The sequence below is a fragment of the Streptomyces tailanensis genome, from assembly GCF_008386495.1.
Classification (GTDB): Bacteria; Actinomycetota; Actinomycetes; order Streptomycetales; family Streptomycetaceae; genus Streptomyces; species Streptomyces tailanensis.
The window spans coordinates 299,276-322,823 of sequence record NZ_VTHJ01000002.1; the positions used below are offsets into that span (position 1 = coordinate 299,276).

16 protein-coding genes and 3 pseudogenes are annotated in these 23,548 nt (G+C 70.2%); 9 read left to right on the forward strand and 10 right to left on the reverse strand.

Going from position 1 to position 23,548, the window contains the following annotated elements; all coding sequences use genetic code 11:
• Positions 1-5 precede the first annotated feature (5 nt).
• Positions 6-1,402 (forward strand): annotated as a pseudogene (locus tag F3T56_RS03220) (glycoside hydrolase family 32 protein).
• Here the strand turns inward: F3T56_RS03220 and F3T56_RS03225 are convergent.
• Together F3T56_RS03225 and F3T56_RS03230 are read right to left on the reverse strand one after the other, a co-directional pair.
• Positions 1,365-2,430: pseudogene (locus tag F3T56_RS03225) on the reverse strand (LacI family DNA-binding transcriptional regulator). The pseudogenes F3T56_RS03220 and F3T56_RS03225 sit on opposite strands and share 38 nt — an antisense overlap.
• A 442-nt stretch (positions 2,431-2,872) precedes the next feature.
• Entirely contained in the window at positions 2,873-3,352 is a 480-nt protein-coding gene (locus F3T56_RS03230) for an RICIN domain-containing protein (RefSeq protein ID WP_149823102.1), read from the reverse strand.
• A 318-nt stretch (positions 3,353-3,670) separates the two neighbouring features.
• Here F3T56_RS03230 and F3T56_RS47390 point away from each other — a divergent pair.
• Positions 3,671-4,060 (forward strand): annotated as a pseudogene (locus F3T56_RS47390) (SulP family inorganic anion transporter); the annotation flags it as partial.
• A 161-nt stretch (positions 4,061-4,221) separates the two neighbouring features.
• On the opposite strand, the gene F3T56_RS47395 reads toward F3T56_RS47390, so the two are convergent.
• Both F3T56_RS47395 and F3T56_RS03245 read right to left on the reverse strand, forming a co-directional pair.
• Complete coding sequence (locus F3T56_RS47395) at positions 4,222-4,962, reverse strand: recombinase family protein (RefSeq protein WP_149823103.1); 741 nt, start codon at positions 4,960-4,962, stop codon at positions 4,222-4,224.
• 59 nt (positions 4,963-5,021) lie between these two features.
• Positions 5,022-5,444, reverse strand: a complete 423-nt coding sequence (locus F3T56_RS03245; protein ID WP_149823104.1) for a secondary thiamine-phosphate synthase enzyme YjbQ — start codon at positions 5,442-5,444, stop codon at positions 5,022-5,024.
• Positions 5,445-5,747: 303 nt separating this feature from the next.
• Here F3T56_RS03245 and F3T56_RS03250 point away from each other — a divergent pair, with 303 nt between their 5' ends.
• The gene (locus F3T56_RS03250; RefSeq protein WP_149823105.1) at positions 5,748-6,827 is read left to right on the forward strand and encodes an NAD(P)-binding domain-containing protein; all 1,080 of its coding nucleotides are present in this window, start codon (positions 5,748-5,750) and stop codon (positions 6,825-6,827) included.
• A 61-nt stretch (positions 6,828-6,888) separates the two neighbouring features.
• On the opposite strand, the gene mltG is transcribed toward F3T56_RS03250, so the two are convergent.
• Positions 6,889-7,767, reverse strand: coding sequence for an endolytic transglycosylase MltG (gene mltG, locus F3T56_RS03255; RefSeq protein ID WP_149823106.1), 879 nt, complete (start codon positions 7,765-7,767; stop codon positions 6,889-6,891).
• Between the two features lie 43 nt (positions 7,768-7,810).
• Positions 7,811-9,697 (reverse strand): ABC transporter ATP-binding protein, encoded by a 1,887-nt coding sequence (locus F3T56_RS03260; protein WP_149823107.1) that lies wholly within the window; start codon positions 9,695-9,697, stop codon positions 7,811-7,813.
• A gap of 94 nt (positions 9,698-9,791) precedes the next feature.
• Here F3T56_RS03260 and F3T56_RS03265 point away from each other — a divergent pair, with 94 nt between their 5' ends.
• Entirely contained in the window at positions 9,792-10,247 is a 456-nt protein-coding gene (locus tag F3T56_RS03265) for a MarR family winged helix-turn-helix transcriptional regulator (protein ID WP_149823108.1), read from the forward strand.
• Between the two features lie 105 nt (positions 10,248-10,352).
• Here the strand turns inward: F3T56_RS03265 and F3T56_RS03270 are convergent, their stop codons facing one another.
• From F3T56_RS03270 to F3T56_RS03280, 3 genes are all read right to left on the reverse strand, one after another.
• Positions 10,353-11,735 carry a cation:dicarboxylate symporter family transporter gene (locus tag F3T56_RS03270; protein ID WP_246203374.1) on the reverse strand — a complete coding sequence of 461 codons (1,383 nt, stop codon included), beginning with the start codon at positions 11,733-11,735 and terminating at the stop codon, positions 10,353-10,355.
• 144 nt (positions 11,736-11,879) lie between these two features.
• Positions 11,880-13,490: a peptide-N4-asparagine amidase gene (locus F3T56_RS03275; protein WP_149823110.1), complete on the reverse strand. Its 1,611-nt coding sequence runs from the start codon at positions 13,488-13,490 to the stop codon at positions 11,880-11,882.
• A 43-nt stretch (positions 13,491-13,533) separates the two neighbouring features.
• On the reverse strand, positions 13,534-14,220 hold the full coding sequence (locus tag F3T56_RS03280; protein ID WP_149823211.1) for a L,D-transpeptidase family protein: 687 nt from the start codon (positions 14,218-14,220) through the stop codon (positions 13,534-13,536).
• A 314-nt stretch (positions 14,221-14,534) separates the two neighbouring features.
• Here F3T56_RS03280 and F3T56_RS03285 point away from each other — a divergent pair, with 314 nt between their 5' ends.
• The 3 genes from F3T56_RS03285 (at position 14,535) to F3T56_RS03295 (ending at position 19,036) form a co-directional block, all read left to right on the forward strand.
• On the forward strand, positions 14,535-16,355 hold the full coding sequence (locus F3T56_RS03285; RefSeq protein ID WP_149823111.1) for an ABC transporter transmembrane domain-containing protein: 1,821 nt from the start codon (positions 14,535-14,537) through the stop codon (positions 16,353-16,355).
• A complete protein-coding gene (locus tag F3T56_RS03290; RefSeq protein ID WP_149823112.1) occupies positions 16,352-18,133 on the forward strand; it encodes an ABC transporter ATP-binding protein in 1,782 nt (593 codons plus the stop codon). Before F3T56_RS03285 ends, F3T56_RS03290 begins: the two co-directional genes overlap by 4 nt.
• A gap of 438 nt (positions 18,134-18,571) precedes the next feature.
• Positions 18,572-19,036: a DUF5709 domain-containing protein gene (locus F3T56_RS03295; RefSeq protein ID WP_149823113.1), complete on the forward strand. Its 465-nt coding sequence runs from the start codon at positions 18,572-18,574 to the stop codon at positions 19,034-19,036.
• Between the two features lie 113 nt (positions 19,037-19,149).
• Here the strand turns inward: F3T56_RS03295 and F3T56_RS03300 are convergent, their stop codons facing one another.
• Entirely contained in the window at positions 19,150-19,944 is a 795-nt protein-coding gene (locus tag F3T56_RS03300; protein ID WP_149823114.1) for a metal-dependent hydrolase, read from the reverse strand.
• 166 nt (positions 19,945-20,110) lie between these two features.
• Between F3T56_RS03300 and F3T56_RS03305 the strand changes: the two genes are divergently transcribed.
• Complete coding sequence (locus tag F3T56_RS03305; RefSeq protein WP_149823115.1) at positions 20,111-22,624, forward strand: DEAD/DEAH box helicase; 2,514 nt, start codon at positions 20,111-20,113, stop codon at positions 22,622-22,624.
• 19 nt (positions 22,625-22,643) lie between these two features.
• Entirely contained in the window at positions 22,644-23,519 is an 876-nt protein-coding gene (locus tag F3T56_RS03310; RefSeq protein WP_149823116.1) for an acyl-CoA thioesterase, read from the forward strand.
• Positions 23,520-23,548 lie beyond the last annotated feature (29 nt).

Sequence of the window (23,548 nt, forward strand, 5' to 3'; positions counted from 1 at the left end):
GTTCCGTGAGCCGGTCGACCGACGCCCACAGCCCGCGCTTCCGGGTCCGCCCGCCGGCCAACTGGATGAACGACCCGAACGGGCCGCTGCGCTGGGGCGGTCGCTACCACCTCTTCTACCAGCACAACCCCGACGCCCCCGTCCACGCGAACGTCCACTGGGGCCATGCCTCCAGCGCCGACCTCGCCCACTGGGACGACCACGGGATCGCCCTGCGGCCGACGCCCGGCGGCCCGGACGAGGCGGGCTGCTGGTCCGGCTGCGTGGTGGACGACAGTGGTGTACCGACAGCGGTGTACTCCGGGATCGACCGCGACCACCAGGGCCTGAGCACGATCTGTCTCGCCGTGGCCGAGGACGACGGCCTGGACGAGTGGAAGCAACTGCCGGTGCCGGTGGTCGCCGGCCCGCCGGCCGGCCTGGACGTGACGATGTTCCGGGACCCGTTCGTCTTCCGCTTCGCCGGACGCCGCTGGGCGCTGGTGGGCGCGGGCCATGCCGACGGCACCCCGTTTGTCCTGGTGTACGACTGTGAGGACCTGTACGCGTGGCGGTTCGCCGGGGTCCTGCTGGACGGCCGCGACGCGGCGGCGGCCCACGCCTTCGGTACGCGGGCGATCGGCTGGGAGTGCCCGCAGATGTGGGAGACCGCCGGGGGCGACCGGGTGCTGGCGGTGGCGCTGTGGGACGGCGACCCGCTGAGCACGGCGTACCTGACGGGCCATCTGGTGGAGGAGGACGGCGGGTTGAGGTTCGTGGCCGGTATGGGCGGAGCCCTGGACCTCGGCCGCGACTTCTACGCCCCCTCCGTCCTCCAGGACACGGAGTCCGGCCGCGTTCTGCTGTGGGGCTGGTCCTGGGAGTCACGCCCGCGCGAGGAGGTGAACCGCGCGGGCTGGTCCGGAGTTCTCACGGCACCACGCGTGGTGGACACCCACGACGACGGCACGCTGCGGGTCGTACCGGCTCCGGAACTCGAACTTCTGCGAGCGGCCGTCCCGTTCACGGCCACACCCGGACCGCTCCGGCCGCTCCCCCTCTCGTACGACCTGCTGGTGACCGCCCGGTCGGCGGCGACGTTGAGTCTGCTGCGGGCCGCGTCCGGAGCCGAACTGACCGTGCGACTCGACCCGGCGTCCGGCACGGTGACCCTGGACCGCACGGGCTGGCCACGCTCCCGTCCGGACGGCACGGCCCCCCCCTGGTCCTGCCGACCCCGCCGGGCGAGACCCTCACCGTACGGATCCTCGTGGACGGCTCCCTTCTGGAACTGTTCGCGGGCGACCGGGCGATGGCCACGGAACGGGTGTACCGACGGGACGACGACGTCGCGGAGCTGGCCGTGTCGGGGACGGAAGTCGAGGTCACGGGCTGGGCGCTGGCCCCACCGAGCCCCGCATGACGACGGGGCACTCCAGCCGCCGGGTGGTGACGGGCGGCGCGGTCCCGCTGTCGATGGCGTCCAGGAGCCAGGCGGGCGGCCGTCTCTCCCATCGCGCGGTGGGGCAGAGCGACCGTGGTGAGGGGCGGGCTGAGGAATGCGGCCATGTGCTCCTGGTCGTCGTAGCCGACGACGGACAGATCGGCGGGCACGTCGAGGCCCAGGCGCGCGGCGGCATGGAGGACGCCCGCGGCGACCCGGTCGTTGTAACAGACGATCCCCGTGGGCCGCCGGTCTACGGGAACACGGTCCAGCAATCGCAGCGCTCCCTCGTACCCGGCGGCGATCTCCCCTCCCGTCCGCATGATCCAGTCCTTCTCTGCGGTCAGCCCCACCGCCCGCAGCGCGTCCCGGAAGCCACGCAGCCGCTCCGCGGTGGCGATGTCGTCCAGGCCACCCACCAGGGCGACACGGCGGTGGCCCGCGTCGAGGAGGAGGCGCGCGGCGCTGCGGCCACCGGCCCGCTCGGCGGGGATGACGGCCGGGAGGGAACCGTCCTCGGGGAGGCAGTTGGCGAGCACGGCGAACGTGCGGTGCAGCCCTTCCGGGACGCGGGCGCGGCGCAACGACAGCGCCGCGTAGATGATCCCGTCGACCCTCCGGTCGAGCAGTTCGGCGACGGCCGCGTCCTCGGTGGCCGGGTCCTGCCCGGAATCGACGGTGAGCACCAGGTGCTCCCTGTTCCACGCCGCGTCCATGGCGCCGCGCAGCAGCCGCCCGGCGAACGGCGAGGTGGCGATCTCGTCCGTGACCAGCCCGATCACGGCGGTACGACGTCGGCGCAGGCCACGGGCGACGGCGTTCGGCCGGTAGCCGAGCTGTGCGGCGGCCTTGCGGATCTTCTCCTGCGTCTCGGCGGAGAGGTTGCCCTGGGCACGCCCGTTGAAGACGAAGGACACGGCCGTGTGCGACACCCCGGCGAGCCGGGCGACATCCCGCGAGGTCGCCCGCTCGGCCCCGCCACCCCGTGTCTTCTCGACCCCGCCCATGCCTCGTCCCCGCCGACTTTGCCTGATCAGGCCAGCCTACCCGCGGAGGATGTCGAGGAGCCCTCCACCGCAGACCGGACGGGACAACCGTCGAGTGCTCCCTGCGGGGCCGCTTTCTGTTGGGGCCGTGTCCTCAACACCTACCGGCCATCGCCAAGGCACGCGCAGTGCGGCGAAGTTGATCAAACCGCACAAGCCTGGCACGGCCTCGCCGACGGCAGACTCGCCGTCGCGGAATGGACCGACTGCTTCAACAACCAGCGCCCCACACGGCGATCGGAGAAGAGCGGCTCACTTCGGGAGGGCTGCTGACTGCGTCCAGCTGCGGGTGACCGCCGTTGCGTCGCCGTCGTGGCCGACGCTTGGCGGCCACCCGGTGTTCGACCGGGCAGGCTTCAGGTGTCACTCCCCGCGATGGGGCGGCACAGGTGCCCGTCCGGGGTCATCCCTGGTCCTCTGATGAGGGGTAGATCCGCCACAGCTGGGAGAGGTTCGGTCCACCCCACATCCGGGTCAGGCCTACCAGCCGGTCGTTGCCCTGGAGGTGGTCGGCGATGGCCAGGGCGTAGCGCGGGTGCACGACCGAGACCAGATAGAAGTCATTGCCTCGCTCTGCGTGGGAGACCAGCCGCCAGTGCTGGCTGAGGCTGTCCGTGCGCTCTCGGAGCGTCACGGTGTCGGGCGGGTTGGCCCCTGCCGTGAGGCAGCGGTGGTTCGCGTACGACTCGATGCGCACTGTGCCGTCCGCGTTCGTCCGCAGGAACCACCGATGCGAGGTGTTGTCCTTGGCGAACGGGTCCTGTGCCCAGGTCTGGGTGTGGTTGCCGACACCGTCGTGCCAGTCGTTGCACATGAAGTAGGTTCCGGTGACGTGGTGGGTCATCGTCACCGATCCGCCCGCGAGCAGTACGAGGTCGGTCAAGTCAGTGCTCCTCAGCCTTGAGAGTCCGTCACGGGAGAGGGGCGCCCCTGAAACTCAGCGTAGGCATCCGGCTGTTGCTCCGCAGCGGGGCGAACCGGTCGTTCGGCGAGGCCGGAGTCTGTCCGAGAGGTCCTCGAACGGGTTGACGGCGCTGCACGAACCACCTGGCCGAGCGTCACCCACGTGCCGCGCACGCGGCGCAACGGGGTGGCAGCGCACCACTGAATTCGAACGGGCAGGGCAACAGCCACGCGGAAGGCGAGGTCGGCAAGACCGAGAAACCAGCAGCCGCCCCGACGAGGCGGCTGTCTCATACGCTCCAAGACCCGCGAATCCGTCGCCCAGGGCGTCGCCGACATCGCCACCGGCTTCTTCGGTGGCATGGGCGGCCGCACCACGATCGACCAGACGATGATCGACGTACGGGTCTCCGGCGGCTGCACCCGGCCGTCGACGTTCCTGACGGGTGCGTCGCTGATGGTGCTGTGCATCGTCTTCGGGCCGGCCGTCTCTGACATTCCCATGGCCGCGTTCGTCGCGGTGATGGTCATGGTGTCGGTGGCCACCTGCGACTTGCACTCCATCGCCCGAAGACGCTCAAGGGGATGCCGGCCGGGGAGATCACCGTCATGGCGGTCAGCTTCGCGTGCGGTCGCCACCCGCAGCCTCGCCATCGGTGTCGTCGTCGGCTCCCTGACCGCCATGGTCAGCCGCCTGGTGCGCATACCCCTGACGCGAGCGGACCGCCACTCTGTTCGCGGCGAGCAGGGCACCGCCACTCTGCGACAGGTGGTCGCCCATCGCTGCGGCGAAGCCCATGACGCACTCCTCACGTGATGGGGGCCTGCCGGGCGGCGAGTGGGTGCGGTTCAGGAGGTCGCGGGCCGGGAGGTAGCCGGTCGAAGGCGGACGCAGCAGTGGCCGGGGCTGGGCTCCAGGCATGCCTGAAGCTCGTCTTCTTCGAGCCCCGGTAGGACGCCGCGAAGCAGGTGGAGGTTCATGCCGCAGACCGTCTGGGTGTGTTCGCGGGCGAGCGCGCGGAAGGGGCAGTTGCCCAGCACGATGGTGTCACCCTCATCGCGGGGCTCGAACCCGTACCGCTCCAGCAGGTCGAACACGCCTGTCACACCTGGGCCGTCGTCGCCCGCGAGCTGTTCGCCGAGCTGGTGGGCCGTGCGGTGCAGGACGGCGCGGGCCGGTTCTCCGGTGACTTCGGATTCCTCCACGGCCTGGGCGAGGAGCCGTCCGGCCAGCACAAGGAGCTTCCCCTCGTCCCGCATCTTGTAACCGGTGTTCAGGCAATCCACGACCTTGCGGCCGAGGCGGTCGACAGCCGCGGCCACCAGGCCGTCGTGTGGTCCCCTCTCATCGCGGAGCCAAGGGCCCACCTGCGGCCGGGTCATCGGGTCAGTGGCGCCTGAGACCTCCCAGTCATCGGCCCAGCCGATGATGTGGCCGCCAACGGCGCCGGCCGCGGTGAGGAAGTCCTCACGCTGGCGCTCCGGGGACGACGTGGCGAGCTTCATCCGCGACAGCCGCCGCACCCCGAGCAGGCACTTGCCGCAGCCGTCGTAGGGGCGTTCGATCATGTTCAGGTCCGTACCGCGCAAGGCTTCTCCGTTTCGAACACGCAAGATACGGAGATTTCGCCCCCCCAGGACGATCATGCTCAGCCCAGGAAGCTCAGTCGAACCTGACGGTTGACATTAGAGATGTTGGTGTCGACCAGGCACACCGACTGCCAAGTGCCCAGTTCCAGCTGGCCGTTGATGACCGGGAGGGTGGCGTGGGGCGGGACGATGGCGGGGAGGACGTGGTCGCGGCCGTGGCCGGGGGTGCCGTGGCGGTGCTGCCAGCGGTCGTCGGCGGGGAGGAGGGTGCGCAGGGCGGCGAGGAGGTCGTCGTCGCTGCCGGCGCCCGTCTCGATGATCGCGACGCCGGCGGTGGCGTGCGGGACGAAGACGTTGAGGAGACCGTCCCGGCCGGCGGCCGCCTCGCGGAGGAACGCCTCGCAGTCGGGGGTGAGGTCGACAACCCTCTCGCGGGAGCCGGAGGCGATGTTCAGGACACGGGTGGTGAAGGCATCGGACATGCCCCCATACTCGCGCACCCCGTCCCCGCGCAGCGGAAGGCCCGACCCGGGCCACCGGACCGACGACCGGCGAGCCGACGGCCCGCAATCGCCCCCGTGATACGTGACATCCAGTCCACGAGACGCCATTGACCGTGTGCGGCACAGGTCGCGGGTGAACTGAAGACTGAGCGACGTGAAGGTCAAGTTCCTCCAGCCGGCCAACGCGCCGGCCGCGTTCACTTTCGGCAAGGTCGACGCGTGGGCGGTGTGGGATCCGGGCCCTTCGGGAAGATCCGTGACCTCTCCGGAGTTAGTAGAAGCGTGAACAATACGCGTGAGGTCGAGGTCGTCGTCATAGGCGCCGGTCAGGCAGGGCTGGCCGGTGCCTATCACCTGCGCCGCACCGGTTTCGAGCCGGAGCGCGACTTCGTGGTGCTGGACCACTCCCCCGGTCCGGGCGGCGCCTGGCAGTTCCGCTGGCCGTCGCTGACGTACGGCAAGGTGCACGGGATGCATGCGCTGCCGGGCATGGAGCTGACCGGCGCCGATCCGGCACGGCCGTCCTCCGAGGTCATCAGGGAGTACTTCGACACGTACGAGCGCACCTTCGACCTGCGGGTACGGCGTCCGGTGGATGTGCGCGCGGTACGTGAGGGCGAGGGCGGGCGGCTACTGGTGGAGACCTCGGACGGTACGTGGTCGACGCGGGCGTTGATCAACGCGACGGGCACCTGGGACCGGCCGTTCTGGCCGCGCTGCCCCGGCCAGGAGACCTTCCGCGGGCGGCAGTTGCACACCGCGCAGTACCCGGGGCCGGAGGAGTTCGCGGGGCTGCGGGTGGTCGTGGTGGGCGGTGGCGCGTCCGGGACCCAGCATCTGTTGGAGATCGCCCCGTACGCCGCCGCGACGACGTGGGTGACCAGGCGGCCGCCGGTGTTCCGTGAGGGGCCCTTCTCCGAGGACGTGGGCCGGGCGGCCGTCGCCCTCGTGGAGGAACGGGTGCGGCAGGGGCTGCCGCCGAAGAGCGTCGTGTCGGTGACGGGGCTGCCGCTCAACGACGCGATCCGGCAGGGCACCGCGGACGGCGTCCTGGACCGGTTGCCGATGTTCGACCGGATCACACCCGACGGCGTGGAGTGGGACGACGGTCGCCGCGTGGACGCCGACGTCATCCTGTGGGCCACCGGATTCCGTGCCGTCATCGACCATTTGGCCCCGCTGCGGCTGCGCGAGCCCGGCGGCGGCATCCGTATCGAGGGCACCCGCGCGGTCGCCGACCCCCGAACCCACCTGGTCGGCTACGGCCCGTCGGCAAGCACCATCGGAGCCAACCGCGCCGGACGCGCGGCGGTACGGGACATCAGACGCCTGCTGGCAGACGAGCGGCTCACCGCCGCCTGATTTTCCGTACAGTTGGAGTTCGACCGACACCTGCTGCCCCGCACCGCTGTCAGTCGGAGGTCTACGCAGGTGGTGTGGCGGGGGTCGAACCGGTCGTTGCCGACGGCTTCTTCCGGTTCTCGTTGAACTCGGCGACATTGCGCAGGTGTTCCTCGTGATTCGCCGTGAAACGGGTGTCGCCCGGCTTGACGGTGACGAAGTACAGCCAGTCGCCCGGGGTCGGATTGACGGCGGCGCGCATCGCCTCCTCGCCCGGGTTGGCGATCGGTGTGGGTGGCAGGCCCATGCGCTGGTACGAGTTGTAGGGGCTGTTGATCTTCGTGTCAGCGACGCTGGTGTCCAAAGTGGAGCGGTTCAGCGCGTAGTTGAGGGTGGAGTCCATCTGCAACGGCATGCCGCGCTCCAGCCGGTTGAAGACGACCCGTGCCACCCTGCCCATATCCGCCTTGGTGTCGGCCTCGGCCTGGACGATGCTCGCGACGATGACCGCCTGGTAGACGTTCATCGCGTTGCGCTGGGCCCCGGCAGTGACCTGACCGCCGCTGAACCTCTTGGCCGCGGTCTCGACCATGGTCGTCAGCACGGACTCCGGCGCCACGTTCTCCGCCAACCTGTACGTCGCCGGGAAAAGGTAGCCCTCCGGGTTGCCCTCGGCATCCTTCGGGAGGGACAGCTGGGCCTTGGCCAGGGATTTCTTGGTGGATCCGGCGGGCAGGGCGAGGACCCTGTCCACGGCTTCGTAGACCTGGGCGGAGCGCCAGCCCTCCGGGATCACCAGTGACGTGCGGTTTTCGCCCTCGCCGTCACCGCCTTCCACGCTCAGCAGCAGCGGCACCGCCACGGCGGTGGCCGCCACGACGGCTGCGGTCGCGATGAGGACGGCCCGGCCCCGGCGTGTCAGTCGAATCGTCGTGCTCCGTGGAGGAGTGTTCATCTGCATGCGGGCACGGTAACCCGCATATCACCTCAAACCCGGCATATTTTCATCTTGTCGACTCCATCGGCCGCAGAGCCGGGGCTGTCGGTTCGGCCGCCGCGGTGACCGAGTTCGGCTCCAACTGCGCGTCCCGCCGTACCAGCGCCGCGTATTTGCCGTCCCGCTCCAGCAGTTCCTCGTGCGTGCCGCGTTCGACCGCGCGCCCGGAGTCGAGGACCACGATCTGGTCGGCGCCCCGGACGGTGGACAGCCGGTGGGCGATGGTGAGGGTGGTGCGGTTGGCGGAGAGCGCGTCGATGGCCTTCTGCACGGCGTGCTCGGTACGGGTGTCCAGGGCGCTGGTCGCCTCGTCGAGGATGAGGACGGGTGGGTCGCGCAGGATGGTGCGGGCTATGGCGAGGCGCTGTTTCTCGCCGCCGGAGAAGCGGTGGCCGCGCTCGCCGACGACCGTGTCGTAGCCGTCGGGCAGAGACGCGATGTGCTCGTGGATCTGGGCCGCCCGCGCCGCCGCATACAGCTCCTCGTCGGTGGCGTCCGGCTTCGCGAAGCGCAGGTTGTCGGCGACCGTGGCGTGGAAGAGGTACGTCTCCTGGGAGACCACGCCGACCGCGCGGGCCAGGGTGTCGAAGTCCAGATCGCGTACGTCGACCCCGTCAAGCGTGACCCGGCCGCCCGTGACGTCGTACAGCCTCGGTACCAGGCAGCCGAGCGTGGACTTGCCGGCGCCGGTGGGGCCGACGACGGCGAGGCTTCCGCCGGCCGGGACGGTGAGGTCGATGCCGTCGAGGATCGGGACACCCCGGCCGCCCTGGCCACTCGTGCCATCGCCGCCGTCGTAGCGGAACTCGACGTTCTCGAAGCGGACTTCGCCCTTGACCTGGCCCAGGCGGACCGGGTGCTCGGGTTCGGTGATGTCGATGGGCAGGTCGAGGTACTCGAAGATGCGCTGGAAGAGCGCGAGCGAGGCCTGGATCTGGACGCCGGTGGACAGCAGGCTCACGGTCGGCCGGAACAGGTTCTGCTGGAGCGAGACGAAGGCGACGAGCGTGCCGACCGAGACGGACGGGCCGCCGAATCGGAACGCGAGGCCGGCGGTCCAGTAGATGACGGCGGGCATGGCGGCCATGACGATCGTGATGATGGCCATGCGCCAGCGCCCGGCCATGTTCGCCCTGACCTCCAGGTCGACAAGCCCCTCCGACTCGTCGGCGAAGGACTTGGTGAGCGAGTCGGCGCGGCCCATCGTGCGGCCGAGCAGGATGCCGCCGACGGAGAGCGACTCGGTCACCGTCGCGGCCATCTCGGCCATCTGCTTCTGACGCCGGGTGGTGATCTTCTTGCGTTCGTCGCCGACCCGGCGGCTTATCCACACGAACAGCGGCAGCAGGAGCAGCGTGACCACGGTGAGCCGCCAGTCCAGCGCGACCATGGCGACGATGGTCGCGACCACGCTGGTGAGGTTGGAGACCAGGGAGGTGGCCGTGGAGGTGACGGTCGCCTGCATGCCGCCGATGTCGTTGGCGATGCGCGACTGGACCTCGCCGGTGCGGGTCCGGGCGAAGAAGGCGAGCGACATGCGCTGCAGCCGGCCGTAGACGGCGGTGCGCAGGTCGTGCATTACGCGCTGGCCGACGGTCGTGGAGATCAGGGTCTGCAGTACGCCGAAGATGCTGGTGAGCACCGCGCTGACGATCATGCCGAGCGCGAGCAGGCTCAGCAGCCCGGTGCGGCCCTCGGGGATCGCGGTGTCGAGGATCTCCTTCAGCAGGAAGGGCGTGGCCACCGAAGCCAGTGACGCGGCGCCGACCAGCAGGCCGACGATCGCGAGTCGTCCGCGGTAGGGGCGGAAGAGCTTCAGGATGCGGCGTACCTGCCGGGGTTGTTCCTTCGAGTCGCCGGGCGGCGCCCAGGCGGATGCGTTGTCGGGATGCATGAGCTCCTACGGGAAGTGAGGGGGAGCGGATTCACGGAGCCTAACTCATTGTTACCTATACTCACAATGAACATCATCCTGATATTGTTCCCGTATGACCACCCCCGACGCCGACGGCCTGCTCGCCGAGCAGTTGTTGCGGCTGACCCGCCGTGTGCACCGGATCCAGAAGCGCCACCTTCTGCAGTGCGGACTGGACATCACCCCTGCCCAGTCCCGGCTGCTGCGCACCCTCGCGCACTACGACGCGCCCCCGCGCATGGCCGATCTCGCCGAGCGCCTGGAGGTGGTGCCGCGCGCCGTGACGACGCTGGTCGACGGGCTGGAGGGGAGCGGGCGGGTGCGCCGGGTGCCGGATCCCACCAATCGGCGTGTCATCCGGATCGAGGTCACGGACGAGGGCCGCAAGGCTCTCCGGGAACTGCACCACGCTCGGCGGTCCGCGGCGGAGGAGATCCTGGCGCCGCTGTCGGATGGACAGAGGGAGGTGCTCGGGGGGCTGCTCGACACGTTGATCGACGGGGCACCGGGGGCCGAGCGACGCTGCTGAACAGACGACGGGGCCCGGCGCACAGGTAGTGCGCCGGGCCCCGTCGCGTCCATCGGGGAGCGGTCAACTCGCCTCGGAAGCGGGCTCCTTGGCATCAACCGCCGGCTAAGCGGGGACCCCGGCCTTGGCGGTGCTCACGGGAGCGTCGGCGGCCGTGCCCTCTTGAGCCTCGGGCTCGTCCTCTTCCTCCACGAACTGGATCTCCCCGTCCAGCATCTTCTTCGCCCGGTCCGTGTCCAGCGCGCCCTCCCACTTGGACACGGCGAAGACGGCGACGCAGTTGCCGAGCAGGTTGGTAACGACACGCATCGAGTCCATGATGCGGTCGACGCCGAGGAGCAGGGCGACGGCGCCGGCAGGGATGGCGCCGAGCGAGGAGGCGGTCGCCGACAGGGCGAGGAAGGCCGAGCCGGGGATGCCGGCCATGCCCTTGCTGGTCAGCATCAGCACCAGGATCACGGTGATCTGCTGACTGAGGCTGAGGTCCACACCCACGGCCTGCGCGATGAAGAGCGTGCCGATGGAGAGGTAGATGGACGCGCCGTCGAGGTTGAAGGAGTACCCGGTGGGCAGCACCAGACCCACGGCGTCGTCACGGGCCCCGGCCTGGCGCAGCTTCTGCATCATGCGGGGCATGACGCTCTCGCTGGAGGCGGTGCCCAGCGCGAGCAGCATCTCCTCACGGGTGTAGCGGACGAACTTCCAGAGGTTGAGCCCGGTCATCAGCTTCAGCGCGATGCCGAGCAGCACCAGGAAGGCGGCGGCGACGGCGTAGCAGAGGATGATGAGCTTGGCGTAGGTCTCCATCACGCCGAGGCCGTACTGGCCCACCAGGTGGACCATCGCGCCGAACACGGCGAGCGGGGCCAGCTTCATGACGAAGCCGACGATCGCGAAGATGACCTCCTGGGCCTGCTCGATGGCGGGCAGGATCTTGGGCACCTTGGTGTGACCGAGGTGGAGCAGCGCGGCGCCGGTGAGACAGGCGAGCACGAGCACCTGGAGCAGGGAGTTCTCGGCGAACGCGCCGATCGCGCTCTGCGGCAGCGCGTTCAGGATGAACTCGCTGGTCGACGGCAGCGAGCCACCGGCGGTCTTGGCCTCGACCGCCGAGGTGTCGAGCTTCGACGGGTCGACGTTCATGCCCGCGCCGGGGCTGAAGACATTGGCGGCGATCAGACCGATGAGCAGCGCGGCCGTGGAGGCGACCTCGAACCAGATCAGGGCCTTGAGCCCGATCCGCCCGAAGGCCTTCAGGTTGCCGGCCTTGGCAATGCCGACGACGACCACGCAGAACACCAGCGGCGAGATGACCGTCTTGATGAGACGGATGAAACCGTCGCCGAGCGGCTGGAAGGTGGTGGCCGTGTCGGGCCACACCTTTCCGACGACGATTCCGAGTACGAGCGCGATGGCTACCTGCGTGAACAGTGAGGTACGCAGCAAGCGTGCGACGCGTCGCGGCAGGGACGGTACGGACTGCGGCACGGGCACTCCTCCGAAGGGACTTTCTGTCATGCGGAAAAGTGCTTCCGCGCGGATCACTATCGGGGAGTTGTCGCTCGCGGGGAAGACCGCAGTGTTTCGGGCATGTAAATCATCGGCCTGGCGTCACAGCTCACGCATGGTTCGTCAACAGCCCCGAGTGTCCTCGGTCAGCACTCCCTGTGCGGTCACCAGTGAACGGTCGTAGCAGCCGCCCGACCCGTACAGACGGTAGCGCTCGCTCGTCGTCCCGACCGCGTGCCGCTGGTCACGGGGCACGAACGCCGTGTACGTGGCGTCACCGGTGTACGTGTCGTCGAGCCGGGACCATGCGACGCGCCGACCGCCGTACGTCTCGGTGACCGTCGCCCGGTCGCCGAGCGTGAGCACGGTCCGCAGCCGGTCGCCCGCGCCGAGTGTCGTCGTTCCGTCCATCGTGTACGACCGCTGCGTGCGCGTCGTCCGGGCCGGTCCGCGCCCGTCGACGGTGACCGTCTCGTCGTCGGTCCATGTCGCGTCGAGCCTGTCGGGGTTCTCGCCGTCCGACCAGGTGTGCACGGAGGTGTTGGTGAGGCTCCGGCGGACTGTGGTCGTCACCCGGCCGTGCGAGGTGTCGACGTATCCGGCGACCGTCAGCCGGTGGCTCCCCTCGGTGTCGAGACGGTGCTCCGTACCGGGCGTGTATGTGGAGGAGTTGGCGAGGTCACCCGCCTGAACCTTGGTGAGGGCGCCGGTGACGTGCTCGCTCTTCTCGTCCTGCCAGACGAGGACGTTGACCGGGGTATTCCACCCGGCCTGCCCCTCGGGCACACCGACCACGGACACCTCGATCCGGTGCGGGCGGCCGTCGTTGAGGAGGCCGGCGAAGGGAGTGAGGTCATAGCGGAGGGGCTGGATGTCGAAGGCGCGGGGCCCCGGAACCACGTACCAGAGGAAGGGGTTCGACCAGCCGCCGGTCCACACGGTCGGGAACGGCGCGGCGATGCCTGCCAGTTGGCCGTCGATCTCTATCCGGACCTCGCGGTACGGCCCGTCGTCCGCCTTGCAGGAGTACGGCGCCGCCTCGGGCACCGTCAGATACCAGTACTCCTCGCAGCCGCCGCCGGACCCGGTGGCGTACACCTCGGCGATGACGCGTTCGCTGTTGCGTGGGGTGGTGAGTGTGTTGCCGTCCTGGAGGGTGAGGACGCGGTCGGGGGTGGCCTTCGCGGTCTTGGCGTCGGGCCCGCCCGCATAGAAGGTCAGGGTCACCTTGACGTCGAGGATGCCGGTGTACGTGTCGTCGACGACGTTGCCGATGAGCATCTCCACGGGCTGCGCGCGGCGCAGGGTGTCGCTGTAGCGCGTGACGTCCTTCTCCACGGACCACTCGATGCCGTCGGGCGAGGGTTGGGGCGTCGACGTACGGAGGACCTCGACACCGCCGATGTGCAGATAGCCGAGGCGGTCGTACTGGCGGCCCTTCACCTTGCCGTCCATGCGCAGGACCACCTTGCTCCACTTCCTGCCGCAATCACCCGGGGGTGCGTAGGTGCCCTCGTACGGCGTGAAATCCTTGAACTGCGCTTCGGCGACCGTCACTTGGCAGGACGTGGTGTTCTCGGGCTTGGTGACGGGTGGGGCGGCGGTGATGGGGTCGTGCCAGTCGGTGCCGAACTCGGCGGGGACGTCGGCGGATCGGGCGGTGGTGGCCCCGAGCAGCGCGCTCACCAGGAGGGTCGCTCCTGTGAGCATGGACATGATGATTCGGCTTCTCATGGGCGGAGTTCTACGGGTAGCCGACCCGATCCGCAATGAGGCCTCAGGCCATCAACTCCGCCCTGTCCCCCATCACGATCACCGGGTGCGCGGCCGGGTCGAGGGTGCGCAGCAGGTACTCCATGCCCGACTTGGAGAGGCTGACGCAGGCCGAGGTGCCGCTGCCGTGGTCCATGTGCAGCCAGATGCCGCCTCCCTTGGACTGGCCCTCGGGGCGCGTCGGGTCGATCGGCGAGGTGCCCTTGACGCGGTTGTAGTCGATGGCGATGACGTAGTCGAAGTCGTGCCAGTGCGACTTGGCCCAGTAGTGCGGGGCCTGGAATGCCGCCGCCTGGCTGTACGGAAGCTTGGCGCCCGGGTCGGCGAGGACGCCACCGGCATCGGTGAGCGTGAACACACCGACCGGGCTGCGCTTGTCGCCCTCCCGGTGGTCGGTGGTCCAGCCCTTTTTGCCGTTGTGTCCCTGCCAGGAACGGGTCTTCTTCCAGTGGGAACCGCTCTTCGAGTAGAGGACGATCGTGGCGTCGGCGTCGTCCTTGCCCTCGCCGTAGACGGCCACGACCTGGCGGGATGCGGCGGGGATCTGCTTCTGGAGACGGTCACCGACGTCCGGGATACGGGTCGGGTCGACGGTTTTCGCCTCGGCCCGCTCGGCCTTGGCGCCGGAACTCGCCTCGGCCCCGGCCTTGTCGCCCGTCCCGCCCGAACCGCCGCACGCCGCCAGAGACATCACCAGGGCGCCGCAGACCGTGGCCGCGATCAGGGAGCACCTGGCGCCCCTCGACTCGCTCGTGTCGCCGGTTCGTCCGTTCCTCGTACCGCCTATGCGCATCGGTCCATCGTCGCACCGTGTCCCGGGCGGAATCGCCCGTCACCCCCTCCACCGGGCCTCGCGCGGACGGTCCAGGCCGAAACTTTGCCCCGCGACGGAAAATCGTTTGCCTCCGACCACGCTGTGACGCGAACCTTTCACAGCCGGTTGCCGGGCCCGGCCCGCCCCGCCTTCTTCCCTTCCCCCCTCCTGAGACGAGCCACTGGGACGTCATGCGAATTCAAGACCTTCCGTATCAAGACCCAGGTGTGCCGGACGCGCGCTCGGGTCCCAGATTCCTGTGGTGGCTCGGCCGGAATCAGCTCGGCGGGCAGTTCAAGTCGCTGGCGTGGGGGCTGTTGCACTTCACGTCCGTGGCCGGGCTGCCGTTCTGCGTCGGCTTCGCCATCGAAGCCGTGGTCGACCGCTCCGGCGCCCGACTCGCCCTGGCGGGCGGATTGCTGGCACTGTGCGGCTTCGCCGTCGCGCTGGGCGACACCTTCCTGCACCGGACTGCGGTCACCAACTGGATCACCGCCGCCGCGCGTGTCCAGCAGGTGCTGGCCCGCAAGACGGCCCAGCTCGGCTCGGCGCTGACGCGGCGGGTGGCGGCCGGTGAGGTCGTCGCCGTGTCCACGGGCGACGTCGAGAAGATCGGCTGGTTCGTGGAGGCCGTCTCCCGCTTCACCGCGGCGGCGCTGACGGTGGTGCTGGTCTGTGTCGCGCTGGTCGTCTACCAGCCCGCGCTCGGCATCGTCGTCGCCGTCGGCGTACCCGTCCTCGCGCTCGCCGTCCTGCCCCTGCTGCCCCGCGCCACCCGACGCGCCGACGTCCAGCGCGAGAAGGCGGGCCGAGCCACCGAGCTGGCCTCGGACACCGTCGCGGGCCTGCGCGTCCTGCGCGGCATCGGCGGCGAGGACCTCTTCCTGGACCGCTACCGCCTCGCATCGCAGGAGGTCCGCCACGCCGCCGTACGCAGCGCCCGTATGTGGGCCCTGATCTCCGGCATCCAGGTACTGCTGCCGGGGCTACTGATGATCGCGGTCGTCTGGCACGGCGTGGGTCTCGCCCGCGACGGCCGGATCACGGTCGGAGAACTGGTCACCGTGTACAGCGCGGTCATGCTGCTGACGTATCCGCTGCGGCACTTCGACGAGATCGCCATGGCCTACTCCTTCTCCCGTCCGTCCGCCAAGCGTGCGGCCCGGGTGCTGTCCTTGGAGCGGGCCACGGACACCGAGGGATCACGCGAGGCCGTCGCGCCTTCCGGGGACGTGTACGACCCGGCGACCGGGCTGCTCGCGCCCGCCGGGTGTCTCACCGCGGTGGTGTGCGGCGACCCCGACGCGGCCGGGCGGCTGGCGGAACGGCTCGGCGGCCATGCCCCGGAGAAGAGCACGTCGGTGCTCGTCGGCGGCGTGCCGCTCGACGAACTGCCGCTCGACGCCGCCCGTACCGCCGTCCTCGTCCAGGACAAGGACCCGGTACTGCTCTCCGGCACCCTGCGCGAACACTTCGACGTGCCCGCCTCCGGCGAGGTCACCGCCGAGGAGGCGCTGGACGCCGCACAGTGCGGTGATGTGCTGGAGGCGCTCGCGCAGGGTTCGCTGCACGCGGAGGACCCGCTGGACGCGCGGATCACCGAGCGGGGCCGATCCCTGTCCGGCGGCCAACGCCAGCGGCTGGCACTGGCCCGCTCCCTGATCACGGACCCCGAGGTCCTCGTCCTGGACGAGCCGACGTCCGCGGTCGACTCACACACCGAGGCAAGGGTCGCCCAAGGCATCCGATCGCTGCGGGCGGGCCGCACGACGGTCGTCTTCACTTCCTCGCCACTCCTGCTGGACCTCGCCGAACGGGTCGTACTGATCCGCGACGGCGAGGTCGCGGCGGTCGGCGTACACCGCGAGCTGGTCCACAAGGAGCCGCAGTACCGGGCCGTCGTCACCCGTGAGACCGACGAGGAGGCCGCCATGGACTCCGGACCCAGGGGCCGGAAGGCCACCCTCAGCGACGTACTGGACGAACTGGAAGAGATCGAGGAGACCGCATGATCGGCGTGGCGCCACCGGCGTACGACCCTGCCGCCCCGACGACGGCCCACACCCTGCCCATCGGCGCCCCCGCGACCGTACGCGCCTACGTGGCCGAACTGTTCCGCCGGCACCGGCGGGCCTTCATCCTGCTCATCGCGGTCAACACGGTCGCCGTCGTGGCCTCGATGGCGGGGCCCTACCTGCTGGGCGGACTCGTCGAGCGGGTCTCCGACAACGCACGCGACCTCCATCTGGAACTCACGATCGCGGTGTTCCTCGCCGCCCTCGTCGTCCAGGCCGTGTTCGTACGGGAGGTACGGCTGCGCGGCGCCATGCTCGGCGAGCGGATGCTGGCCGACCTGCGCGAGGACTTCCTCGTACGGTCGGTCGGCCTGCCGCCGGGCGTCCTGGAGCGGGCCGGTACCGGTGACCTGCTGTCCCGGATCACCACGGACATCGACCGCCTCGCCAACGCGATGCGCGAGGCCGTACCGCAGCTGTCGATCGGCGTGGTGTGGGTGGGGCTGCTGCTCGGCGGGCTGGCCGTGACCGCGCCCCCGCTGGCGCTCGCCGTCCTGCTGGCCCTGCCGCTGCTGGTGGTCGGCTGCCGCTGGTACTTCAAGCGGGCCCCCTCCGCCTACCGCTCGGAGGCCGCCGGGTACGCCGCCGTCGCGGCCTCGCTCGCCGAGACCGTGGACGCCGGACGCACCGTCGAGGCCCACCGCCTCGGCACCCGCCGCATCGAACTGTCGAACCAGCGCATCCGGGAATGGACCGCGTGGGAGCAGTACACGATGTGGCTGCGGACGGTGCTCTTCCCCGTCATCAACCTCACCCACATCATGGTCCTCGGCTCGGTCCTGGTCATCGGCGGGGTGTTCGTCCTGCAGGGCTGGATCGGGCTCGGCCAGCTGACCACGGGCGCGCTCATCGCCCAGATGCTCGTCGACCCGGTGAACCTGATCCTGCGCTGGTACGACGAACTGCAGATCGCCGAGGTCTCGCTGGCCCGTCTGGTCGGTGTGCGGGACATCGAACCGGACGCGGGCGACCCCGCCGTGACCCCCGACGGGCGCCACGTCCACGCCGACCAGGTGCACTTCGGGTACCGCGAGGGCGTCGACGTCCTGCGCAAGGTGTCCCTGGAGGTCGCGCCCGGCACCCGGCTCGCCCTGGTCGGCCCGTCCGGCGCGGGCAAGTCGACCCTGGGCCGGCTCCTCGCCGGGATCTACGCGCCCCGGGACGGCCGGATCACCCTGGGCGGCGCGGAACTGTCCCGGATGCCCGCCGAGGACGTCCGCTCCCATGTGGCCCTCGTCAACCAGGAGCACCACGTGTTCGTCGGCTCCCTGCGCGACAACCTCCTCCTCGCCCGCACGGGTGCCGAGGACGCCGAGCTGTGGGCGGCGCTGGGCGCGGTCGACGCCGACGCCTGGGCGCGGGCGCTGGACGACGGCCTGGACACGGAGGTCGGCTCCGGCGGGCTGGCGCTCACCCCGGCACAGGCCCAGCAGATCGCGCTGGCCCGGCTGGTCCTCGCCGACCCGCACACGCTGGTCCTGGACGAGGCGACCTCGCTCCTCGACCCGCGCGCGGCCCGCCACCTGGAACGCTCCCTCGCCCGCGTCCTCGACGGCCGTACCGTCGTCGCCATCGCCCACCGGCTGCACACCGCCCATGACGCGGACGTCATCGCCGTCGTCGAGAACGGCCGCATCAGCGAACTGGGCAGCCACGACCAACTGGTCGAGGCCGACGGCGCGTACGCCGCACTGTGGAGGTCCTGGCACGGCTGACCGGGGCCGCCGCCCCGGCGGGTGCCGCCGGGGCTGTCCTGCCCCGGGCCGTGGGCATCGGTGGGGCCACGCTGTCGGTGCGCGGCCGCTCGGTTGGGGCCGCCCCGGACCTGAACACCAGCCGGTGCGGGGGCGCCCCCGACGCAGACGGCGGCTGGGGCCGGGGCGGCTCCGACGTGGACGGCGGTCGGGGTGCGGCACGGGCGGCCGGCGGGCCGGGGTCGCCTCCCGCTCGTAGGGGTGGTGCCGACGATGTGCTGCGGCGGCTTCCCTGCCGTTGCGCGGTGCCGAACGCGAGTGGAAGGCTGGTGGTGGGCAGAGATTCGGGGGACGCCCGTGAACCGCCCGGTTCGCGGGGTTCGGGCCGTTGCCCAGCGGCCCGCGCGCCCACTGTCGCCGAACCGCGGCACCGGGCCCGTCCCACCACTGGAGGTACCCGTGGAGAGAGCCGGCGGATGGGGAGACGACGTCTACCAGCCTGACGGATCCGAGGTCCAGGACGACGCGGGACTGCTGGACGCCGAGGACACCCTGGTCGCCGATGGTGTGGCCGACCCGCTCGACCGGGGCTGGTCGCCACCGGAGCGGCCATGGGCGGTGGAGCACATCGGTGTGACCGCCTCGGAGCGCCTTCGGGGCGAGACCCTGGAACAGCGGCTCGCCGAGGAGCTGCCGGACGTGGAGGGGCTCGACGGGGACGGCATCGGCGACTCCCAGGACACCGACGGGGAGCCCTTGGACAACGAGGTAGGAGCCTTCCGCTCCGGTCGCCTGGTCGCCCCCGACGAGGGAGCGCACGAGGACGAGGAGAGCGGGCTGATCGCCACCGACGTGGGTATCGACGGCGCCGCCGCGTCCGCCGAGGAGGCCGCCATGCACATCGTGGACGAGGACTCGCTGTAGGACTGAGCCTTCCCTGAGCATCGGGCCGCCGCCCCTGCCGGACCTGGTCCGGTACGGCGTCCGACAAAGGCGCGGCGTCCGAGGAAGGCCCGGCGTCAGATGAAGGCCCGGCGTCAGATGAAGTTGAGCGCGGCCGCGCCGCCCACTCCGCCGAGCACCATGAACACCGGCATGAGCACCCTCAGCTCGACCCAACTGCCGGCCCGGAACCGCATCGCCTTCGGCGGGCCCACCGGATACCAGCGCTTGTTGCCCACTGGTATCGGCCACAGGATCGGGCAGCCGGACACCGTCAGCGAGTCCCCGATGTCGTGCACCAGCGCGCCGAGGAGGATCGGCAGCCCGAGCCACAGGTACTCCTGCCCCGGCTGGCTGAACAGCCAGTCCGCCCCGTTGCCCGGCTTGTCCAACATCCCCGCGATGATCCAGGCACTGGTCGCGGCCAGCAGCCACACCAGCACGTCGGCGCTCGAACCGCGGGTCGCCCGCCACAGCAGGCCCTCGATCGCCAGCACCATGTGCACGAACAGGATGGCCAGCACCGCCCAGCGGCCCCCCACGATCGCGATGACGGAGGCGCCGCCGCCGAGCATCACGGCCCACAGCCAGGTGTGCGTCAGTGTGCGGTGCCCGCCTGAGCGACGCGGGTCGCCCTGCTTCTTCGTTCCCTTGTAGACGGCGTAGGAGAGCTTGTCGACGATCTCGCACACCCAGCGGGAGAGCGGGCCGAAGGACCGGGAGATCGTGGCCGCCTTGTGGTCGAGGTCCGGGGCGAGCGCGGCGCCCGCGCAGATCAGCGCACCGGCCAGGAGGACCGGCCAGGGCATCGTGTGTCCGGCCGCGGCCGCCGCCGCTCCTACGCCGAGCCACGCCGCGGCCCCGGACAGTGAGTGTGCTGGTCCCATCATGGCCGTGCCCCGCCCCATTCCCTTTGTGCCGCTGTCCAGTTGCCCTGTGCCGCTGTCCAGTTGTGTGCGTGCGCTGACGCTTCGTCGGCGCCACAGCGTAGCGTTCACGATCTTCGGTCCGGCATCCGATTCCCCCATCGGGTCCGCGGGCAGGCAAGATGGGGGTGTGACCCTCATCGATCAGCTGCCGCGGACCGCCGACCCCGACGCCCTCTACGAAGCCTTCGAGTCGTGGGCCCAGGAACGCGGTCTCACCCTCTATCCCCACCAGGAGGAGGCGCTCATCGAGGTGGTCTCCGGCGCGAACGTGATCGTGTCGACGCCCACCGGCTCCGGCAAGAGCATGATCGCGGCGGGCGCTCACTTCGCGGCCCTCGCCCGGGACGAGGTCACGTTCTACACGGCCCCGATCAAGGCGCTGGTCTCGGAGAAGTTCTTCGAGCTGTGCAAGATCTTCGGCACCGAGAACGTCGGCATGCTCACCGGTGACGCGTCCGTGAACGCCGACGCTCCGGTCATCTGCTGCACCGCCGAGGTGCTGGCGTCCATCGCGTTGCGCGACGGCAAGGCCGCCGACGTCGGCCAGGTCGTCATGGACGAGTTCCACTTCTACGCGGAGGCGGACCGCGGCTGGGCCTGGCAGATCCCGATCCTGGAGCTTCCGCAGGCCCAGTTCATCCTGATGTCGGCGACGCTCGGCGACGTCTCGATGTTCGAGAAGGACCTCACCCGACGCACCGGCCGCCCCACCGCCGTCGTCCGCTCGGCGACCCGTCCGGTTCCCCTCTCCTACGAGTACGTGCTGACCCCCCTGACGGAGACGCTCACCGAGCTGCTCGCCACCAAGCAGGCGCCTGTCTACATCGTGCACTTCACCCAGGCGCAGGCCGTGGAGCGGGCGCAGGCGCTGATGAGCATCAACATGTGCACACGGGAGGAGAAGGACCAGATCGCCGAGCTGATCGGCAACTTCCGCTTCACCACCAAGTTCGGCCGCAATCTCTCGCGTTACGTGCGGCACGGCATCGGTGTGCACCACGCCGGCATGCTGCCCAAGTACCGGCGTCTGGTGGAGAAGCTGGCCCAGGCCGGTCTGTTGAAGGTCATCTGCGGCACGGACACCCTGGGCGTCGGCGTCAACGTGCCCATTCGCACAGTGCTGTTCACCGCCCTCACGAAGTACGACGGCAACCGGGTGCGGACACTGCGGGCCCGTGAGTTCCACCAGATCGCGGGCCGCGCCGGGCGGGCGGGGTTCGACACGGCGGGCTTCGTGGTGGGGCAGGCTCCCGAGCACGTCATCGAGAACGAGAAGGCGCTGGCCAAGGCGGGCGACGATCCGAAGAAGCGCCGCAAGGTGGTCCGCAAGAAGGCCCCCGAGGGGTTCGTCGGCTGGACGGAGAACACCTTCGAGAAGCTCATCGCCTCGGAGCCGGAGCCGCTCGCCTCCCGCTTCCGGGTCACCCACACGATGCTGTTGTCGGTGATCGCCCGACCGGGCAACGCCTTCGAGGCGATGCGGCGGCTGCTGGAGGACAACCACGAGCCGCGCAAGCAGCAGTTGCGGCACATCCGCCGCGCGATCGCCATCTACCGCTCGCTTCTCGACGGCGGCATCGTCGAGAAGCTCGACCAGCCGGACGGCGAGGGCCGCATCGTCCGTCTGACGGTCGATCTCCAGCAGGACTTCGCGCTCAACCAGCCGCTGTCCACCTTCGCGCTGGCCGCGTTCGAACTGCTGGACCCGGAGTCGCCGTCGTACGCCTTGGACATGGTGTCCGTCGTCGAGTCGACGCTGGACGATCCGCGCCAGATCCTCGCCGCCCAGCAGAACAAGGTGCGCGGGGAGGCCGTGGCGGCGATGAAGGCGGACGGTGTCGAGTACGAGGAGCGCATGGAGCGGCTCCAGGACATCAGCTACCCCAAGCCGCTGGAGGAGCTGCTCTTCCACGCGTACAACACGTACCGCAAGAGCCATCCCTGGGTCGGCGACCATCCGCTGTCCCCGAAGTCCGTGATCCGGGACATGTACGAACGAGCCCTCTCCTTCACGGAGTTGGTGTCCTACTACGAGCTGGCCCGCACCGAGGGCATCGTGCTGCGCTACCTCGCGAGCGCCTACAAGACCCTCGACCACAACATCCCGGACGACCTCAAGTCCGAGGATCTCCAGGACCTCATCGAGTGGCTCGGGGAGATGGTCCGCCAGGTCGACTCCAGCCTTCTCGACGAGTGGGAGCAGCTCGCCAACCCCGAGGAGATGACGGCCGAGGAGGCCCAGGAGAAGGCCGACGAGGTCAAGCCGGTCACCTCCAACGCACGTGCCTTCCGTGTCCTGGTCCGCAACGCCATGTTCCGCCGCGTCGAGTTCGCCGCCCTCGACCAGGTGGACGAGCTGGGCGAGATGGACGCTGAGACGGGCTGGGACGCCGAGCGGTGGGGTGAGGCGATGGACAAGTACTGGGACGAGTACGACGAGCTGGGCACCGGTCCTGACGCCCGCGGCCCCCGGCTGCTGATGATCGAGGAGGAGCCGCAGAACGGGCTGTGGCGCGTCCGTCAGACCTTCGCGGATCCGAACGGCGATCATGACTGGGGCATCAGCGCGGAGATCGACCTTGTGGCCTCCGACGCCGAGGGACGCGCCGTCGTCAAGGTCACCGACGTCGGCCAGCTGTGAGCACCGGAGAGGCCAGCACATGACGACCAACCCCGCCGAGCGGCTCGTCGACCTGCTCGACCTGGAGCAGATCGAGGTCAACATCTTCCGCGGTCGCAGCCCGCAGGAGTCCTTGCAGCGGGTGTTCGGCGGCCAGGTGGCCGGCCAGGCCCTGGTCGCCGCCGGGCGCACCACGGAGGGCGACCGGCCGGTGCATTCGCTGCACGCGTACTTCCTGCGCCCGGGCCGTCCGGGCGTGCCGATCGTGTACCAGGTCGAGCGGGTCCGCGACGGGCGGTCGTTCACCACCCGCCGGGTCACCGCCGTGCAGCAGGGCCGCACGATCTTCAATCTGACCGCCTCCTTTCACAAGCCTGAAGAGGGGAGCTTCGAGCATCAGCTACCGCCGGCCCGCAAGGTTCCGGACCCCGAGTCGCTGCCGACGGTGAAGCAGGAGATCACCGAGCATCTGGGCTCGCTCCCCGAGCAGTTGGAGCGCATGGCCCGGCGGCAGCCCTTCGACATCCGGTACGTCGACCGGCTGCGGTGGACGCTCGAGGAGGTCGAGAACGCCGAGCCGCGCAGCGCGGTGTGGATGCGGGCCGTGGGTTCCCTGGGCGACGACCCGCTCGTGCACACCTGCGCGCTGACGTACGCCAGCGACATGACCCTCCTGGACGCCGTCCGCATCCCGGTGGAGCCTCTGTGGGGACCGCGTGGCTTCGACATGGCGTCGCTGGACCACGCCATGTGGTTCCACCGGCCGTTCCGCGCGGACGAGTGGTTCCTGTACGACCAGGAGTCACCGATCGCGGTGGGCGGGCGCGGTCTGGCCCGTGGCCGCATCTACGACCTGGAGGGCCGTCTGCTCGTGTCGGTCGTCCAGGAAGGACTGTTCCGCAAGCTCGGCGCCTGACCGCCGGCTGTACGGCACCGCCGGCCGCA

What these genes read in the sequence shown, in the direction of transcription:
- F3T56_RS03290 (WP_149823112.1), top strand. Translation starts at nt 16,352, where the DNA reads ATGATCGGCGTGGCGCCACCGGCGTACGACCCTGCCGCCCCGACGACG.
- F3T56_RS03300 (WP_149823114.1), bottom strand. Translation starts at nt 19,944, where the DNA reads ATGATGGGACCAGCACACTCACTGTCCGGGGCCGCGGCGTGGCTCGGC.
- mltG (WP_149823106.1), bottom strand. Translation starts at nt 7,767, where the DNA reads ATGCAGATGAACACTCCTCCACGGAGCACGACGATTCGACTGACACGC.
- F3T56_RS03285 (WP_149823111.1), top strand. Translation starts at nt 14,535, where the DNA reads ATGCGAATTCAAGACCTTCCGTATCAAGACCCAGGTGTGCCGGACGCG.
- F3T56_RS03275 (WP_149823110.1), bottom strand. Translation starts at nt 13,490, where the DNA reads ATGAGAAGCCGAATCATCATGTCCATGCTCACAGGAGCGACCCTCCTG.
- F3T56_RS03260 (WP_149823107.1), bottom strand. Translation starts at nt 9,697, where the DNA reads ATGCATCCCGACAACGCATCCGCCTGGGCGCCGCCCGGCGACTCGAAG.
- F3T56_RS03310 (WP_149823116.1), top strand. Translation starts at nt 22,644, where the DNA reads ATGACGACCAACCCCGCCGAGCGGCTCGTCGACCTGCTCGACCTGGAG.
- F3T56_RS03265 (WP_149823108.1), top strand. Translation starts at nt 9,792, where the DNA reads ATGACCACCCCCGACGCCGACGGCCTGCTCGCCGAGCAGTTGTTGCGG.
- F3T56_RS03280 (WP_149823211.1), bottom strand. Translation starts at nt 14,220, where the DNA reads ATGTCTCTGGCGGCGTGCGGCGGTTCGGGCGGGACGGGCGACAAGGCC.
- F3T56_RS03245 (WP_149823104.1), bottom strand. Translation starts at nt 5,444, where the DNA reads ATGTCCGATGCCTTCACCACCCGTGTCCTGAACATCGCCTCCGGCTCC.